The following is a 16,672-nucleotide window of genomic DNA, read 5'->3' as shown; positions in this document are numbered from 1 at the left end:
CTATGACCGCGCCCGCTATGCGCGCGCGATCGGATGCCGGACAATGGGTCGTCTATGGTTGCTCCGCCCGACCTCATCCTCCATCTGTCCTGCGCAGGCGTCTCGCTCATCGTCGATTCCCGGGCCGGAAAGCTCCCCTCGATCCTGCACTGGGGCGCGCAGCTCGGCGAACTCGACGATGACGCGCTGTTCGGTCTGAGTGCAGCCCGCGTGCCGGTGATCGGCTCGAACAACGTCGAGTCTCCCCCGCGTGTCGCCGTGCTGCCCGAGCACCACACGGGATGGACGGGCCGCCCGGGCATCGCCGGCTCGGCCGACGGACGCGGCTGGTCGCCGCGCTTCACCGTGACCTCGATCGAGCTCGACGGCGAACTCGTCGATGGAGTCGTCGTCTCGGATGCCGGTCGCGCGGTCTTCCACGCCGCCGACGACCAGGGCATCCTGTCGCTGCGCCTCGAACTCGAGCTCCTGCCGAGCGGGCTGGTCCGCACCCGCGCGACGCTGAAGAACGAGCAGGAAGCCGCCTACGCGGTCGACGACGTCTCACTGTGCTTCCCGCTGCCCGCCGAGGCGACCGAGGTGCTCGACTTCACAGGGCAGCACAACTTCGAGCGCCACCCGCAGCGCGGGCCGCTGCGCGCCGGCATCCATCTGCGGGAGAACCGCCGGGGCCGCACCGCCGCCGACAGCGCCTACGTCCTGCACGCGGGCGCTCCGGGCTTCGGCTTCGCAGCGGGTCGCATCTGGGCCGTGCACACCGCATGGAGCGGCAACCACCGCCACTACGCGGAGCGCGTCTACACCGGCGAGCAGGTGCTCGGCGGCGGCGAGGTGCTGCTGCCGGGTGAGGTGATCCTCGAGCACGGCGATGAATACCAGAGCCCCTGGGTCTACGGCTCCTACGGCGACGGCCTCGACGAGATCGCTCACCGGTTCCACGACCACCTGCGGGCGATCGGAGCTTCGCGGCCCGCGGAGCGGCCCGTCACGCTCAACGTCTGGGAGGCCGTCTACTTCCGCCACGACGCCGCCGAGCTGATCGCGCTGGCCGACCAGGCCGCGGCGATCGGCATCGAACGCTTCGTACTGGACGACGGCTGGTTCGGCGCCCGCCGGACCGACCGTGCGGGGCTCGGCGACTGGGTCGTCTCGACCGACGTGTGGCCGGACGGCCTGCACCCCCTCGTGGATCATGTCCGAGCCAAGGGGATGCAGTTCGGCCTGTGGTTCGAGCCCGAGATGGTCAATCTCGACAGCGACCTCGCCCGCCGGCATCCGGAATGGATCATGGCGGCGCGCGACGAGCTGCCGGTCGAATCTCGCGCCCAGCAGGTGCTGAACCTCGCGGCGCCCGGCGCATACGAGCACGTCAAGTCGCAGATGCTCGCGCTCCTGGACGAATACCCGATCGACTACATCAAGTGGGATCACAACCGAGATCTCACCGAAGCCGGTGACCGTGCCCACGGCGGCCGACCGATCGTGCACGAGCAGACGCTGGCGTTCTACCGGCTGCTGCGGGAGCTGCGCGACGCGCACCCGGACCTCGAGATCGAGTCGTGCTCGTCGGGCGGCGGGCGCGTCGATCTCGGCGTCCTGGAGCTGACCGACCGGGTCTGGGTCTCCGACAACAGCGATCCGCACGACCGGCAGGCGATGATGCGCTGGACCGCTCAGCTCGCCCCGCCCGAGTACCTCGGCGCGCACATCGCCTCGGACCGGTCGCACACGACCGGGCGCCGACTGGACCTCTCGTTCCGGGCGAGCACGGCGATCTTCGGTCATCTCGGCATCGAGTGGGACCTCGGTGAGGCGACGGATGCCGAGCTCGCGCTGCTGGCGCGCTGGATCGAGTTCCACAAGGAGCATCGGGCTCTCCTTCTGGGCGGCGAGATCGTGCGGATGGACACACCGGATCCGCGGATCAACCTCCACGGAGTGGTGGCCGCCGACGACTCGGAGGCGATCTTCTCCGCCGCCGTGCTGGACACGACGCACCCCGATCCGCCGGCCCCGCTGAAGCTGCGCGGGCTCGATCCGGATCGCGTCTACCACGTCACGCCCGTCTTCATCGGCACGCTGCCCTCAGGTCTGGTCCCGCCCGCGTGGTGGGGCGAGCCGAGCGACGCCGACGTGCTCGCCACCCAGGAGTACTGGGACCGCGCCGACCGCGTGGACGTCAGCTTCACCGGTGCGCGGTTCCGCGGCGATGTGCTCGCGACTGTCGGGGTCGCATCTCCGCGCGTGCACCCCGATCAGGCGGTGCTGTACCGCGCGGTCGCGCTGGACTGACGGCGAAACGAAGAATCGGCCGGGAACGCAGCGCCCTCGCGGCGCGCGTTCCCAGCCGATCAGCCGCTGCGGTCTGCTACTTCACGGATCCTGCGGTGAGTCCACGGACGAAGAACCGCTGCAGTGCGAAGAAGATCACGAGCGGCACCACCAGCGTGATGAACGAACCCGCCGCCACCCGCTGCCAGCCCTGGCCGTACTGGCCGAGCAGCGTGTACAGGCCCTGTGTCATGACTTGGTTCGGGCCACTCTGGATGAACAGGTACGCGACGAAGAAGTCGTTCCACACCCACAGGAACTGGAAGATCGCGAACGACGCCAGCGCGGGCACCGACATCGGAACGATCAGTCGCCAGAAGATCTGGAAGTGGCTCGCGCCATCCATGCGCGCCGCCTCGATGAGCGAGGTCGGCAGTGTCTGCATGTAGTTGCGCAGGATGTAGATCGCCAGCGGCAGCGCGAAGGTCGCGTGCACGATCCACGCCGCAGGGTACTGACCGATGATCTGAATACCGGTCGTGTTGCCGAACCACACGAACAGCTGCAGGATCGGGATCACCGCGATCTGGACCGGGACGACCATGAGGCCGAGGAGGATCGCGAAGTAGATCTCCTTGCCGCGGAACTCGAAGAACGTGAACGCGTAGGCCGCCATCGCTGCGATCATCACGGGGAGGACCGTGGCAGGGATCGTGACGCCCATCGAGTTCCAGAAGGTCGTTCCGGCATCCAGAGCATTCCACGCGTCTACGAAGGGCTGGAAGGTCCAGGCCTGCTGGAACGGGTTCAGGAGTGCTGTCCACCAACCGGTGGACTCGACATCGGCTCGCGAACGGAAGCTCGTGACGAGCAGACCGATGAGGGGGAAGAGCCACGCGACCGCGATGATCCCCATGATGATGGTGATCAGGACGCGGGGCTTCTCCTTCTCGGTCCCGTCCTTGTTGAACCGCTTCTTCCTCGTCTTGTCGACGTCGATGATCTCGCGGTGACCTTCGTCGTCGACGAGAGGGGTCGGTGTGAAGGTCATCGGAGTTCCTCCTGCGACTTGTAGCTGCGGATCTGGTAGACGATCAGCGGGACGACCGCGATCATGAGGACGATGACGACGGCTGCGGCCTTGCCCGGGTTCTGGAAGCTGAACAGCTGCGAGTAGAACTCGACCACGAGCACGCTCGTATTGAATTGGCCGCCGGTCATCGCGTAGATGATGTCGAAGGTCTTCATGACGAAGATCGTGACGGTGACGAACACCGCGATCACCGTGCCGCGGATCTGCGGGACGATCACGAGGAAGAACGCCTTGCGCTCACTCGCGCCGTCGAGCCGCGCTGCTTCGATCGTCTCCTCGGGGACGCCCTTGATCGCGGCGGAGAGGAGCACCATCGCGAAGCCGACCTGCAGCCAGATAGCGATGAACATGATCAGGAAGCTGTTCAGGCGCCCGGCGTCGATCGTGAGCCACGGTATCGGGTCGTTGCCGGTGACCCCCGTCCAGATCGCGTTCAGCAGGTAGATCTGCGGATTGCCGGGCGGAGCATAGAAGTAGATGAATCGCCAGGTGACGGCGGCGGCGATGCCGCTGATCGCCATCGGCAGGAAGATCATCGCCTTGAATGTCGTCTCCCGGCGCTTGCCCAGCCGGTCGGTGAGGATCGCGACAAGGAGACCCACGAGCACTGCCGCGGCCGGCACGACGATGACCCACAGCAGGTTGTTCAGCAGGACGCCGAGGAAGTTCGGGTCGGTGAACAGCGAGATGTAGTTGTCGAGGCCGACGAACGTCGCACTCTCTCCACGACGCTGGCTCTGCTTCATGAAGCTCTCGATGAACGTGCGAACTGCCGGGTAGAGCAGGAAGAGCACACCGAGCACTAGGACGGGGAAGAGGAACACGTACGGCAGGAGCCGGGCTTTCGCCCTGTCCCCGGTCTTCTCGACCACGAAGTTGAGGAGCCAGAAGATCAAGAACGACACTCCGAGGCCAATCACCACGGAGATTAATGCACTGAAGATGGCCATCGAAACCGCCTGACGTCATTGTGAGGATGATGGTGATGCTAGTGGGGAGCGGCGCCGGTGCGCAGTACACCGGCGCCGCTCGTGCTCCGATCACACGGAGCGATGATGACGGATCAGCGGTCGGGCCAGGAGGCGTCGATCGCCTGGAAGGCCTGCTCCATCGTCTTCTGCCCGGCGAACCAGCTGGTGAGCTCGGTCCACTCGGTGCCGGCACCGACTTCGCCCGGCATCTGGTCGGACGCGTCGAACCCGAAGGTGGTCGATGCGGCGAGCAGCTCCTGCGCGTTCTTCTGGAACTCGGTCGTGTACTGCGACGTGTCGAAGTCGTTGTGCGGAGACAGGAAGATCGCCTGGCTCGCGTACCCGTTCGTGCCGAAGTCCTTGCCGGTGATGTACTCGACGACCTGCTTGGTCGCGTCCGTGTCCGTGAACGCGCCGACGAGGTCGCCGCCGCCGAGCATCGCCTGCTCCGTGCCGTCCGGAGCGGGCAGCTGGAAGAAGTTGATGTTCGTGAGGTCGTTGTCGGCGATCTGCGCCTTGATGTCCTCCGGGAAGAAGTCCGCGATGAACGAACCCTGACGCATCATGAAGCACTGGCCGTTCTCCTTGCCGGAGACGAACAGCTGGTTGCCGGCCGTCTGGAAGGACGTCGTCGCCGCAGCGGGACCGCCGCCGTTGACCTTGCCCTCGGCGAGCAGCTCGTCGGCGACCTTGTCACCCGCCTCGTTGACGAGGTCACTGTCGAACAGGATGTCTCCCGCGATCCACGAGTTGTAATCGTCGAGACCGCCGTACCGGAGCACGTACTCCTCCAGCCAGTCGGTCGCAGGCCAGCCGGTTGCGGCGCCGGACTCGAGTCCGACGCACCACGGGTAGCCGAGGTTCTGCGAGATGATCTGCTCCTGCACGGCGGTCAGCTCGTCGTCGGTGGTCGGGACCGTGAGACCAGCGGCCTCGAACGCTGCCGGGTTGTACCAGACGAGCGACTTGACGTTGATCGAGTACGGCAGGCCGAAGGTCTGGCCGTCGACCTGAGCGATCGTGCCGAGACCGTTCGCCTCGTCGGCGGTGATCGCGTCGACATCGATGCCGATGTCCTCCAGCGGGTACAGCGATGCAGTCTGGCTCTTCAGCACGCCGGGCTGCGGGTAGATGGCGATGTCGGGCGGGTTGCCGGCCGTCGCACGCGCGACGACGGCGGTCTGGAAGTCGGTGTTGCCGTCGTAGGTGACGGTGATCCCGGATGTCTCCGACCACTTGTCGAGGTCGGCCTGGAAGGCATCGGCCTGGGCGTCGGTGAACGCGCCCATGATCGTGACGGAATCGCCGTCCCCTCCACCGCCGTTGTCGCCGCCGCCACCTCCGGTGCAGCCGGCCAATGCGATGCCGACGATGCCGAGCGCGACGATCGGCGCCAGGAGTCGTCTGTGCTGTGACATACCCATGTGTGCTTCTCCTCTTTGAGTCCACGATTGGTTCGCGTAGCGGTCACTTCGGGAACCGCTTCCACACAAGGTATTGGAAGTTGCCACGACGCACAACACTCGGATCTCATTCGACCAAGAATCGTTGCAATTCCGGGGGTCGATCTCGGAGGCGATCGGTGGAACCGTTCCCAGAATCGCCGAAATCTCGTATGCTGGCACGGATCCGCGACGGGATGCGGAAACTCTGACCGACCTCGAGGCGGTGGACACGGTGAGTGGCATTGCTGAAGTCGCGCGTCTCGCGGGTGTGTCCAAATCCACGGCGAGCCGGGCGCTGGGCGGCACGGGCTACGTCTCGGATGACACCCGCCGGCGGGTCGTCGATGCCGCCGCGACGATCGGATACGTCCCCTCGACGAGCGCGGTTAGCCTGGCCACCGGGCGCACCCAGAACATCGGCGTCGTCATGCCGTACGTGAATCGATGGTTCTTCGCCGAGGTGCTGGAGGGCATCCAGCAGGCGCTGCTCGAGCGCGGGCTCGATCTCACGCTGTACGACGCCAAGCCCGGCTCGGATGCGCGCAACCGCATTTTCGAGGACTTCCTCGCGCGGAAGCGGTTCGACGGCCTGATCGCGGTCGGCCTCGAGCCCGATCACGAGGAGATCGATCGACTCGTCCGGATCGGTCGCCCGCTGGTGAGCGTGGTCGGATCCGGCGAGACGACGACCGTCGTCGAGATCGACGATGACTACGTCGCCCGCCGTGCCACCGACCACCTCATCGCGCTGGGCCACCGCGACATCGCGTTCCTCGGAGGCGGCTCGACGACGCACTGGGCGCAGGTCGACCGTCGCCGCCTGGACGGCTACTTCGGTGCGATGGAGAGCGCCGGCCTGGCCGATCACGCGTACCACATCGTCTCGGAGGTGACCCTCCCCGGCGGCTACGCCTCTGCCGTCGACGCACTCGGCGACGTGCGCAGGCGCCCGACCGCGATCGTCGCCACCTGCGACGAAGTGGCGATCGGAGCGATCATCGCCGCACGTCGGCTCGGCGTGCAGGTGCCGAGCGATCTCAGCGTGATCGGCATCGACGATCACGAGTTCGCGGAGATGTTCTCGCTGACGACACTGCGTCAGTCACCGCGCGAGCAGGGGCGCGTCGCCGTGGAACTGCTGACTGCGCACCTCGACGACCCGAGCATGGCGACGAAGGTCGTGCGCATGCAGGCGCAGCTTGTGGTGCGCAATTCCACGACCGCCCTGGACCCGCGGCTCTCTGCGGTCGCCGTCGACGGTCGCGAGCACGGCGGCCGCTGAGCATCCGGCATCCGCCGACGCGGCGGCGCCCCACCGAAGGAGACCTCCGTGTTCGACCTGCCCGATTCCTGGGTGTGGGACTTCTGGTTCGCCGATGACGGCGAGCACTACCACGTCTTCTTCCTCCACGCGTCCCGGGCGCTGCACGACCCTGAGCGCCGGCACCTGCGTGCATCCATCGGCCACGCCGTCTCGGACGACCTCGTGTCGTGGCGGCGCGTCGCGGACGCGCTCGTCCGCGACGACGCGCCCGCGTTCGACGACGTCGCGACGTGGACCGGCAGTGTCGTCAGGCACGACGACGGCACGTGGTACCTGTACTACACGGGAGTGAGCTTCGAGGGCGGCCGCAATGTGCAGCGACTGGGCTATGCGACCTCGGCCGACCTGTCGATCTGGACGAAGGCGGCCGACAATCCCGTCCTGGAGTCCGACTCCCGCTGGTACGAGCGCGCCGCCGACTCGCCCTGGAACGAGGAGACCTGGCGCGACCCGTGGGTGATGCGCGACCCCGGAGGAGCCGGGTGGCACATTCTCGTCACTGCCAGAGCAGTCCGAGGCGACTCCGACACGCGCGGGGTGGTCGGGCATGCGGTCTCGGCCGACCTTCGGACCTGGGAGGCGCGACCGCCGCTGAGCGAGCCCGTCCCAGAGGGTTTCGGCCAGCTCGAGGTGATGCAGGTGGAGGAGGTCGACGGCAGGCCGGTGCTGATCTTCTCGTGCCTGCCTCCGCAGGCGTCCGAGCGGCGGCGTGCGGAGTCTCCGCGCGGCGCGATCTGGGCGGCCCCGGCCGACTCGATCACCGGACCGTTCCGCATCGGCGAGGCGTATGCGCTGACCGAGCAGGACCTCTACGTCGGCCGGCTCCTGCGGCGTCGCGACGACGGGCAGTGGCTGCTGTTCGCGTTCCGCAACTTCGCGGCGGACGGTGCATTCGTGGGAGGGATCACCGACGGGATGCCGATCGGCTGGCGCGGCGATCGACTCGTGGTGGAGCGGACCTGACGCACGATGAAGGCCCCGGATGCAGCATCCGGGGCCTTCATCTGCGGTCGAGCAGCGCGCGAGCGCGCCGAGACGACTACTTCAGGGTGACGGTCGCGCCGGCCTCTTCGAGAGCAGCCTTCGCCTTGTCAGCGGCCTCCTTGGTCGCGCCCTCGAGCACGGCCTTGGGGGCGCCGTCGACGACGGCCTTGGCCTCGCCGAGACCGAGAGCGGTGAGCTCGCGGACGACCTTGATGACCTGGATCTTCTTGTCACCGGCGGCCTCGAGCACGACGTCGAATGCCGTCTGCTCCTCGACCTCTTCGGCGGGTGCCGCACCGGCAGCAGCCGGGCCGGCAACGGCGACGGGCGCCGCGGCGGTGACCTCGAAGGTCTCCTCGAACTTCTTGACGAACTCCGACAGCTCGATGAGCGTGAGCTCCTTGAACGCGTCGAGCAGCTCCTCGGTGGTGAGCTTTGCCATGATTTTCTCCTTGCTTGGGGTTTCTGTCAGCCGCGCCCTTGTCAGGCGGCGGACTCCTGCTTCTCACGCAGCGCGTCGACCGTGCGAACGGCCTTCGACAGCGGTGCGTTGAACAGATATGCGGCGCCGAACAGCGAGGCCTTCATCGCACCGGCGAGCTTCGCCAGCAGGACTTCACGGCTCTCAAGGTCAGCGAGCTTGTTGACCTCATCGGCGGTCAGGGCGGCACCGTCGAAGTACCCGCCCTTGATCACCAGAAGAGGGTGTGCCTTGGCGAAGGCGCGCAGACCCTTCGCGACGGAGACCGGGTCACCGTGCACGAAAGCGATGGCCGAGGGGCCCTTGAGGTCCTCGTCCAGCGTGGAGATCCCGGCCTTGTTGGCAGCGATCTTGGTCAGCGTGTTCTTCACCACGGCGTATTCCGCGTCCTGACGAATGCTGTTGCGCAGCTCCTTGAGCTGGGCAACCGTCAGACCGCGGTACTCGGTCAGCAGAACGGCGGTCGAGTCCTCGAAATGCTTCGTGAGCTCGGCGACCGATGCATCCTTCTGCGCCATGGCCACTCCTTGTGTGTACGAGACGCTCCACGATGGCGGGGCGCCGGCCGACGGCATCCGCTCATCGGATCTCGATCCGCACTGAAAAAGCTCCGGCGCAAGCGCACGGAGCAGGATTCTCGGAGAGATTCGTTTCGCACACCTGCGCGGGCCCCTGCAGTGCAGAGCTTCGATCGTTATGCGCTTGCGCGCACATCGATGACCAGCGGTCTTCGGCTACGGACAAGAATACGGGATGCCGATGGCCTGGCCAAATCGCGGCGCGGAGGACCGCGCGCTCACGACCGGCTCCGCCACGGTGCCAGGTCGACCTTGTGTCCGTCCGCGTCGGCGAGCGTCCACCAGCGCGGCGCGTTCGAGGCGTCCGCGACGGAGCCGCCTACCGCGACCGCAGCCTCGACTCGGGCTTCGAGCAGGTCTCGCGGCCCGTTCACGTCGAGGTGCGACTTCCCGCGCAACGGCGACGCCACGGGCTGGAACCAGATCAGCGGACCACGGCCGTCGGCGTCGTACAGGACGCCCTCCGCGACCTCGTCGAACCCTGTGGCAGCCTTCCAGAACGGGATGATCGCCGTCGGGTCGGCGGTGGCGACGGCGAGCATGAGGTCCTGCATGCGGTCGGTCTGAGCCTCGATCCCCAGGTCGCGTGCGACCGCCGAGATCTGCTGCGCGAGCGCGACATCCTTCGCAGTGAGCCCGTGCGCGGAGTGGGTGAACAGGCGCACTCGGACGGTCCGGTAGCGGATGTCCACGTCGGGGTGGTGGTTCGCGGTCTCGGCGAGCCGGCTGATCTCGCCGAACAGCGTGGTGCCCGTGGCGAAGTCGCGCGTCCGGAACTGCGCGAACGCCCCAGTGACCCGCGGGCGCCAGTCCTCGACGCCCGCGGCGGCGCGGAATTCGGCTGCGGTGATGGTGTCCATGCCTTCGACGATGCCACTCCCGCCCCTCATTGCAAGGGGGTGGCTCAGCCCGCCCCGCACGCCGACGCTCGCCCTCGCCGGGCCGTTGGACGATGGGAAGGTCGCTGCCCGCATGTCGCCGGTCGCGCGTCGTCCGGGCGGCGTAGGGTCGAGGCGTGACCCCTGAACTGGCTGCCCGGATCGTCGCGGACTCGCGCGACCGGGTCGCATGGACGCGTGCACGTTCGCGCGGGATCACGGCGACGGACGTCGCGAGCCTGACATCGCCGAACGCGATCGCGAAGGCCGCCGATGCGAAGCTCATGGGGTCGGGCTTCTCGGGAAACGCGTACACCGCGCACGGCCGGGTCCGTGAGCCCGAGATCGCCCAGTGGGTCGCGGCGACCCACGGGATCCTCCCCTCCAGCGCCCTGTTCCACGCGGTGGTCGAGAAACGGCATCTCGCCACACCCGACGGCGTCGTCGTCGACGGCGCCGGCCGCATCACCCTCTGCGAGATCAAGACCACGAACAAGTCATGGCGCAGCATCCCCCGCTCGTATCTGCGTCAGGTGTGGTGGCAGCAGCACGTCCTCGGCGCGGAGCGCACCCTGGTCGCCTGGGAGGAGCACGACGCGTTCGTGCCGGTCGGCGACGAGCCCCGCTGCGCGTGGGTCGACCGCGATGAGGCCGAGATCGACACCCTCGTCCGGCTCGCGACCGCGCTGATCGACGAGCTTCACCGGCGCACGACTCAGCGCGCCGCACCGGTCGAGACGGAGCAGCGGATGCCGCGGCCCGTCGCCCGGGAGCTGTTCCGCGCCCTCGCCCTCGCCGACTGACCCCCACCAGGGGAATAGTTGACAGAGGTCAACGATTACCTATATCGTTGACATAAGTCAACAGTTGACCTTTGCTCAACTTCTTCGCGCCGACGTCGCCGCCGCATCCCACCCGCACCCTTCCGAAGGATCTCCATGTCCACGCCTTCCCTCGCTCCCGAGGAGCTCGAGAAGCCGAAGATGACGCACCGCCAGGTGCTCGAGGCGCTCTCCGGCCTCCTTCTCGGCATGTTCGTCTCGATGCTCGCCTCGACCGTCGTCTCGACTTCGCTCCCGGTGATCATCCACGACCTGGGCGGAACCCAGGCCTCCTTCACCTGGGTCGTCACCGCCACCCTGCTGACGACGGCCATCTCCACCCCGATCTGGGGGAAGCTCGCCGACCTGTTCAACCGCAAGGTCCTGATCCAGATCGCGATCGCCATCTTCGTGCTCGCGACGGCCGCGGCCGGCTTCTCGCAGAGCCCAGAGATGCTGATCGCGTTCCGTGCGGTGCAGGGCATCGGCGCAGGCGGCCTCGCCGCCCTGAGCCAGGTGATCATGGCCGACATCATCAGCCCCCGCGAACGCGGTCGCTACATGGGCCTGTTCGGCGCTGTCATGGCGGTCGCCACGATCGGCGGACCGCTGCTCGGCGGTGTCATCACCGACACGCTCGGCTGGCGGTGGAACTTCTACGTGGCGCTCCCGTTCGCGATCCTCGCGCTGATCATCCTCCAGCGCACCCTGCACGTCGTGCCGCGCGCGAAGCGCAAGGTCTCGATCGACTACCTCGGCATCGTGTTCCTGTCCGTCGCGGTCGCCCTGCTGCTGATCTGGGTCACGCTCGTCGGCGACTCGTTCGAGTGGTGGAGCACCGAGACCGTCCTGATGGTCGGCGGCGCGATCCTCGGCACGATCCTGTTCATCGTCACGGAGCTGCGGGCCAAGGAGCCGCTCATCCCGCTTTCGATGTTCCGCAACCGCACGTTCACGCTCGCCGTGATCGCCTCCATCGCGACCGGCATTGCGATGTTCGGCGCCTCGGTGTTCCTCAGCCAGTTCATGCAGCTCGCCCGCGGCGCCACGCCGACCGAAGCGGGACTCATGACGATCCCGATGATCGCCGGACTGCTGATCGCCTCGATCGGCGTCGGCGCGCTGATCACCCGGTTCGGCAGGTGGAAGCCGTTCCTGATCGTGGGCGGCGTGTTCCTGATCGCGGGCTCGTACCTGCTCTCGACGATCCACTACGACACGAACTTCGCACTCGTCTCGCTGTACATGTTCCTGCTCGGCGCCGGCGTCGGCATGACGATGCAGAACCTCGTGCTGGTCGTGCAGAACACGTCGGACCCGAGCGAGATCGGGGTGGCGAGCTCCGGTGTCACGTTCTTCCGCAGCCTCGGGGGCACAATCGGCGTCTCGCTGATGGGCGCGGCACTCGCAGCCCGCGTGACCGACCTGGTGACCGCCGGCAAGGACGACATCACGACGGCCATCATGGGACTCGGCGCCGATGCGCAGAAGTGGGCGGACACACTCTCGTCCGGCACCCTCCCCCAGGTCTCGACGATGCCCGAGACACTCCGTGTGATCTTCGAGGACATCTACGCCCAGGGCATCTCGCACTCCTTCCTCATCGCCGTGCCCTTCGCCATCGTGAGCCTGATCGCGATCGTGTTCCTGCCGAACAAGCCGCTGACCCGGATGACGACGACCGAGCGGCTGCAGGCGGCCGAGGCCGACTTCGCCACCGTCTCGGTGCCCGAGGGCATGGAAGCGCTGACGGCGACCGGCTCTGTCCGGATCGCGGATGCCGCGCCTCGAGAGTCCGACCCGTCGGGCTCCAACCGGTAGTCTCCGACCGTGGCAGAGAACACCCGAGAGGCGCGCACGGAGGCCGTGCGCGCCCTCGAGGCCGAGTTCGGTGAGCTCATCAGCCGCATGCGCCGGGTGCTCGCCGACAACGCGCAGCGGGTGAGTCCGGGCATGCTCCCGGGGGCATACAAGGTCTTCACGACGATCGTCCGCCGCGAGAGCGTGACGCTCTCAGCCCTCGCCGAGTCGCTCATGGCCGACAAGGGACAGATCAGCCGCACGGTGCGCGAACTCGAGGAGCTCGGGCTCGTTCGGCGCACGCCCGACCCGGACGACGGCCGCTCCAGCCTGCTCTCCCCCACCGCCGAAGGGCTCGACCGACTGGCGGCCGCGCGAGCGCCGCAGGAGAGCGTCCTGCTCGACACGCTCGAGGCGTGGTCGGTCGAGGAGATCCGCGACCTGGCGCGACTGCTGCACGCGCTGACGGCGGGGGAAACGCCCTGAGGCCACTGGGAACGCACACCGAACACGCGGGTGGGCTTAGCCGACTGGTAGCACCGGCGTAACACGGGCGAGACATAGTCAGGGTTGACTGTGTCCACCAGCAAACGAGTGCTGCCGAAGCCGACATGCACGCGGAAGGAGCGACGGATGAGATTCCGGCCGTTGCGACCAGCATCCGCTCCCGACTCCACCCCGGTCGCGGTCGCGGATCCACCCGAGACGATGCGGGCGGCCGTCATCGACGCCGCCGGCGGCACGGATGCGCTCCACGAAGCGACCATCCCGGTGCCCTCTCCGGTGCTGAGCGAGCTGCTGGTGCGCGTCGTGGCGGCAGGAGTGAACCCGATCGACGCGAAGACGCGCGCCGGCGCAGGCGTCTCCGGCGCGATCACGGGCTATCCGACGAGTCTGGGCTACGACTTCAGCGGCATCGTGGTCCGCTCCCCCTACGAATCGCACCCGCTCCCGCCCGGCACGCAGGTGTTCGGCATGGTGCCGTTTCCGCGCTCGGGCGGCACCTATGCGGAATACGCCGTGGTTCCGTCCCAGTCCGTCGCGCGGAAGCCCGCGTCCTTGTCCCACGTCGAGGCCGCCGGCGTGCCGCTGGCCGCGCTCACCGCGTGGGGTCTGGTCGTCGAGACCGCCCATGCCCACGAGGGCCAGCGCGTGCTGATCCATGCCGGAAGCGGTGGCGTCGGTCATTTCGCCGTGCAGTTCGCGGCATACTTCGGCGCGCATGTCACCGCGACCGGCTCGGCGCGCAACGCATCCTGGCTGCGCGAACTCGGCGCGTCCGTGGTCATCGACTACACGACGACTCGCTTCGAGGATGTGATCGCCGATGTCGACGTCGTGATCGACCTGGTCGGAAACGTGCATGCCCAGACCGGCGACCGATCGCTGAAAGTCGTGCGCCCGGGAGGTCTGTACATCGTCGTCCCGACCGGATCCTTCCCCGGCTACGCGGATGCCGCCGCCGACACGGGCGTGCGGGCGACGGGCTACAAGGTCATCCCGGACGGCAGCGCGCTGGCCACGGTCGGCCGGCTGCTCGAATCCGGCGCCGTGCAGGTGTACATCGATCGGGTCTTCGACCTCGAGGACGCCGCGGCCGCGCATGCCGAGCTCGAGCAGGGCCACACACGCGGCAAGATCGTGCTCCGCGTCAGCGACGACTGACGCGCATCACGCCGAGATCGGGCCGAGGACGCGACGCCCTTCCGCGACGATCTCGCCCGCGATCGCATCGAGCAGCGGCGAGCGCAGATTCCACTGCTGCCAGTACAGCGGCACGTCGATCGGCGGGCCGCCGAGCGGCACCAGCTCGCCGGCGGCAAGCGCGGTCGCCGACTGGAACCGCGGCAGCAGCGCCCAGCCGAGTCCCGCGCGCACGGCGGCCGCGAAGTCGTTCGACGCCGGCACGTAGTGGCGAGGCGGCAGGGACTCGTCGACCCCTCGCTCGTTCAGCCAGCGCGTCTGCAGGTCGTCACGGCGGTCGAAGTCGACCACCGGGGCATTCGCGAGCGCGGCGGACGATGCCCCGTCGGCCATCCACTGCCGCATGAACGCGGGAGTGGCCACCGCCTCGTAGCGCATCGCGCCGAGTGCGCTGACGCGACATCCGGCGACCGGGGTCGAGCGGGAGGTCACCGCCCCCATGACCGTGCCGGATTCGAGGAGGCCCGCAGTGAAGTCCTGGTCGTCGCGGTGCAGTTCGAACACGACCGGATGCCGCAGCGAGAGCCGTGCGAGCGGCTCGAGGAACCAGGTCGCGAGGGAATCGGCGTTCACAGCGAGCGGCACGCTCGTGCGAGACCCCTCAGTGCTGTCGTCTCCGAGCTCGGTCAGGGTGTCGTGCTCGAGGAGGGCGACCTGGCGGGCCATCCGCACGACGGCAGAGCCGGCCTCCGTGAGCCGCGCGGGCTTGGAGCGGACGAGCACTACCCGGCCCAGCTGCTCCTCGAGCGTCTTGATGCGCTGACTGACCGCGGACGGCGTGATGTGCAGGCGACGGGCGGCGGCATCCAGCGTTCCCTCGTCGATGACCACGGCGAGGGTCTCTGCCAGTTCGAACGGCACGCGCATCATCAGTCATGCTAATGCATCTGAAGAATCATCAGCTGGACTCAAGTGGCGTCGAGCCATAGCGTCGAAGCGTGATCTCCCCCCTGCTCGCCGGACTCGGCCTCGGCTTCTCGCTCATCATCGCGATCGGCGCCCAGAACCTCTTCGTCCTGCGGCAGGGCCTGCGCCGCGAGCTTGTGGTGCTCGTCGCCGCGATCTGCGCCGCGTCCGACGCCGCCCTGATCGCACTCGGGGTCTCTGGAGTCGGCCTGGTGCTGCACGCCGTGCCGTGGCTCATCGACGTGGTGCGCTGGGCCGGCGCCGTCTTCCTCGTGGGCTACGGACTGCTTGCCGCGCGCCGGGCGTGGCGACCATCCGGACACACACTCGAGGCCGAAGGATCCGGCGCCGCGTCAGGGGCATCCGACAAGGTCACGGCCTCGGAAGGCGGCACCGGCGCCGACGGCGGGGCGACCGCGATCCGCGTCGGCGCGAAGGCGCTCCCCGTCGTGGCCACGTGCCTCGCCCTCACCTGGCTGAATCCCCACGTCTACCTCGATACCGTCTTCCTCCTGGGCACGGTCGCGAACACGCACGGGGACGCCCGCTGGATCTTCGCCGCGGGGGCGATGGCGGCGAGCGTGATCTGGTTCTTCGCGCTGGCCTTCGGCGCGCGCTACCTCGGCCGCTGGCTCAGCACCCCGCGCGCCTGGCGGATCCTCGACGCCGTCATCGCCGTCGTGATGATCGTGATGGGCGTCGGGCTGGTGCTGCCGCGCTGACCGCGTTCAGCCGTCGATCTGCTCCCGGCGGAACCGAACGAGCGCGAGCACGACCTCGTCAGGGAGCGGATGCGAGGGCTGGAAGCGGATGGTCCCCTTGTCGAGACCGGACTCCTCGACCCGGTTCACCTCGTCGGCGACGGCGCTGACGGCATCCGGGCTGAACGGGTAGATTCCTATGTGCTTCTTCGCACGCATCACCGAGATCAGCGGCTTGCCGCGGTACACCAGCGCGGGCATGCCGTAGCCCTTTCCCTGCTCGGCCTCCGGCACCTCGGTCCGCGCGAGCGCGTACACGCGGTCGATCGCTGCACGGTCCTCCACTTCGAGTTCGCCCAGGTAGTCGTCGACGGTTCCCATGACAGCATCCTGCACCGCACGCCTGGTCCTTGCCCACCTCTGCGCGGCACGATGGAGCGATGAGACGCGTCCACGTCATGGTCCACGGCATGGTTCAGGGTGTCGGGTATCGCTACACGATGCGGATGATCGCCGCCGAGGCGGGTGTGTCCGGGTGGGTGCGCAATCTGCGCGACGGCAGCGTCGAAGCCGAGGTCGAGGGCACGGCCGAGCAGATCGACGAGGTGCTCGCGTGGATGGCGCAGGGTCCTCCCGGCGCGCACGTGGACACGGCCATGGTGACGGATGCCGATCCCACGGGCGAGCGAGGTTTCACCGTCCGCGACTGATCCGC

17 protein-coding genes are annotated in these 16,672 nt (G+C 68.0%); 9 read left to right on the top strand and 8 right to left on the bottom strand.

What is annotated here, in order from left to right; genetic code table 11:
- Positions 1–54 precede the first annotated feature (54 nt).
- Complete coding sequence (locus tag BM349_RS16035; protein ID WP_091708225.1) at positions 55–2,292, top strand: alpha-galactosidase; 2,238 nt, start codon at positions 55–57, stop codon at positions 2,290–2,292.
- A gap of 76 nt (positions 2,293–2,368) precedes the next feature.
- Here BM349_RS16035 and BM349_RS16030 read toward each other — a convergent pair whose 3' ends face one another.
- From BM349_RS16030 to BM349_RS16020, 3 genes are all read right to left on the bottom strand, one after another.
- Positions 2,369–3,322 (bottom strand): carbohydrate ABC transporter permease, encoded by a 954-nt coding sequence (locus tag BM349_RS16030; RefSeq protein ID WP_091708223.1) that lies wholly within the window; start codon positions 3,320–3,322, stop codon positions 2,369–2,371.
- On the bottom strand, positions 3,319–4,314 hold the full coding sequence (locus BM349_RS16025; RefSeq protein ID WP_091708220.1) for a carbohydrate ABC transporter permease: 996 nt from the start codon (positions 4,312–4,314) through the stop codon (positions 3,319–3,321). Before BM349_RS16025 ends, BM349_RS16030 begins: the two co-directional genes overlap by 4 nt.
- 113 nt (positions 4,315–4,427) lie before the next feature.
- The gene (locus tag BM349_RS16020) at positions 4,428–5,759 is read right to left on the bottom strand and encodes an ABC transporter substrate-binding protein (RefSeq protein WP_175525331.1); all 1,332 of its coding nucleotides are present in this window, start codon (positions 5,757–5,759) and stop codon (positions 4,428–4,430) included.
- A 253-nt stretch (positions 5,760–6,012) separates the two neighbouring features.
- On the opposite strand from BM349_RS16020, the gene BM349_RS16015 reads away from it, so the two are divergent.
- Complete coding sequence (locus BM349_RS16015) at positions 6,013–7,062, top strand: LacI family DNA-binding transcriptional regulator (RefSeq protein WP_091709442.1); 1,050 nt, start codon at positions 6,013–6,015, stop codon at positions 7,060–7,062.
- Positions 7,063–7,110: 48 nt separating this feature from the next.
- Complete coding sequence (locus BM349_RS16010; protein WP_091708215.1) at positions 7,111–8,067, top strand: glycoside hydrolase family protein; 957 nt, start codon at positions 7,111–7,113, stop codon at positions 8,065–8,067.
- A 76-nt stretch (positions 8,068–8,143) separates the two neighbouring features.
- Here the strand turns inward: BM349_RS16010 and rplL are convergent, their stop codons facing one another.
- The 3 genes from rplL to BM349_RS15995 form a co-directional block, all read right to left on the bottom strand.
- Positions 8,144–8,530 carry a 50S ribosomal protein L7/L12 gene (gene rplL / locus BM349_RS16005; RefSeq protein WP_091708213.1) on the bottom strand — a complete coding sequence of 129 codons (387 nt, stop codon included), beginning with the start codon at positions 8,528–8,530 and terminating at the stop codon, positions 8,144–8,146.
- A gap of 41 nt (positions 8,531–8,571) precedes the next feature.
- Positions 8,572–9,087, bottom strand: a complete 516-nt coding sequence (rplJ, locus tag BM349_RS16000) for a 50S ribosomal protein L10 (RefSeq protein ID WP_091708211.1) — start codon at positions 9,085–9,087, stop codon at positions 8,572–8,574.
- Between the two features lie 278 nt (positions 9,088–9,365).
- A complete protein-coding gene (locus tag BM349_RS15995) occupies positions 9,366–10,007 on the bottom strand; it encodes a 4a-hydroxytetrahydrobiopterin dehydratase (RefSeq protein WP_175525330.1) in 642 nt (213 codons plus the stop codon).
- 155 nt (positions 10,008–10,162) lie between these two features.
- Between BM349_RS15995 and BM349_RS15990 the strand changes: the two genes are divergently transcribed.
- From BM349_RS15990 to BM349_RS15975, 4 genes are all read left to right on the top strand, one after another.
- A complete protein-coding gene (locus BM349_RS15990; protein ID WP_091708209.1) occupies positions 10,163–10,828 on the top strand; it encodes a YqaJ viral recombinase family protein in 666 nt (221 codons plus the stop codon).
- A 135-nt stretch (positions 10,829–10,963) separates the two neighbouring features.
- Entirely contained in the window at positions 10,964–12,667 is a 1,704-nt protein-coding gene (locus tag BM349_RS15985) for an MDR family MFS transporter (protein WP_091708207.1), read from the top strand.
- 9 nt (positions 12,668–12,676) lie between these two features.
- Positions 12,677–13,132 (top strand): MarR family winged helix-turn-helix transcriptional regulator, encoded by a 456-nt coding sequence (locus BM349_RS15980; protein ID WP_091708203.1) that lies wholly within the window; start codon positions 12,677–12,679, stop codon positions 13,130–13,132.
- Positions 13,133–13,279: 147 nt separating this feature from the next.
- Positions 13,280–14,311 carry an NADP-dependent oxidoreductase gene (locus tag BM349_RS15975; RefSeq protein ID WP_091708200.1) on the top strand — a complete coding sequence of 344 codons (1,032 nt, stop codon included), beginning with the start codon at positions 13,280–13,282 and terminating at the stop codon, positions 14,309–14,311.
- A gap of 6 nt (positions 14,312–14,317) precedes the next feature.
- Here BM349_RS15975 and BM349_RS15970 read toward each other — a convergent pair whose 3' ends face one another.
- The gene (locus BM349_RS15970; protein WP_091708197.1) at positions 14,318–15,220 is read right to left on the bottom strand and encodes a LysR family transcriptional regulator ArgP; all 903 of its coding nucleotides are present in this window, start codon (positions 15,218–15,220) and stop codon (positions 14,318–14,320) included.
- Between the two features lie 68 nt (positions 15,221–15,288).
- On the opposite strand from BM349_RS15970, the gene BM349_RS15965 reads away from it, so the two are divergent.
- Complete coding sequence (locus BM349_RS15965) at positions 15,289–15,978, top strand: LysE/ArgO family amino acid transporter (RefSeq protein ID WP_091708195.1); 690 nt, start codon at positions 15,289–15,291, stop codon at positions 15,976–15,978.
- A gap of 6 nt (positions 15,979–15,984) precedes the next feature.
- On the opposite strand, the gene BM349_RS15960 is transcribed toward BM349_RS15965, so the two are convergent.
- Entirely contained in the window at positions 15,985–16,338 is a 354-nt protein-coding gene (locus tag BM349_RS15960) for an iron chaperone (RefSeq protein ID WP_091708192.1), read from the bottom strand.
- 59 nt (positions 16,339–16,397) lie between these two features.
- Between BM349_RS15960 and BM349_RS15955 the strand changes: the two genes are divergently transcribed.
- Positions 16,398–16,667 carry an acylphosphatase gene (locus BM349_RS15955; RefSeq protein ID WP_091708190.1) on the top strand — a complete coding sequence of 90 codons (270 nt, stop codon included), beginning with the start codon at positions 16,398–16,400 and terminating at the stop codon, positions 16,665–16,667.
- Positions 16,668–16,672: the final 5 nt, after the last annotated feature.

This window comes from Microbacterium sp. cf046, assembly GCF_900114345.1.
Taxonomy (GTDB): Bacteria; Actinomycetota; Actinomycetes; order Actinomycetales; family Microbacteriaceae; genus Microbacterium.
Note: the sequence above shows the minus strand (reverse complement) of the source record. Positions and strands in the feature narration are given on the sequence as shown.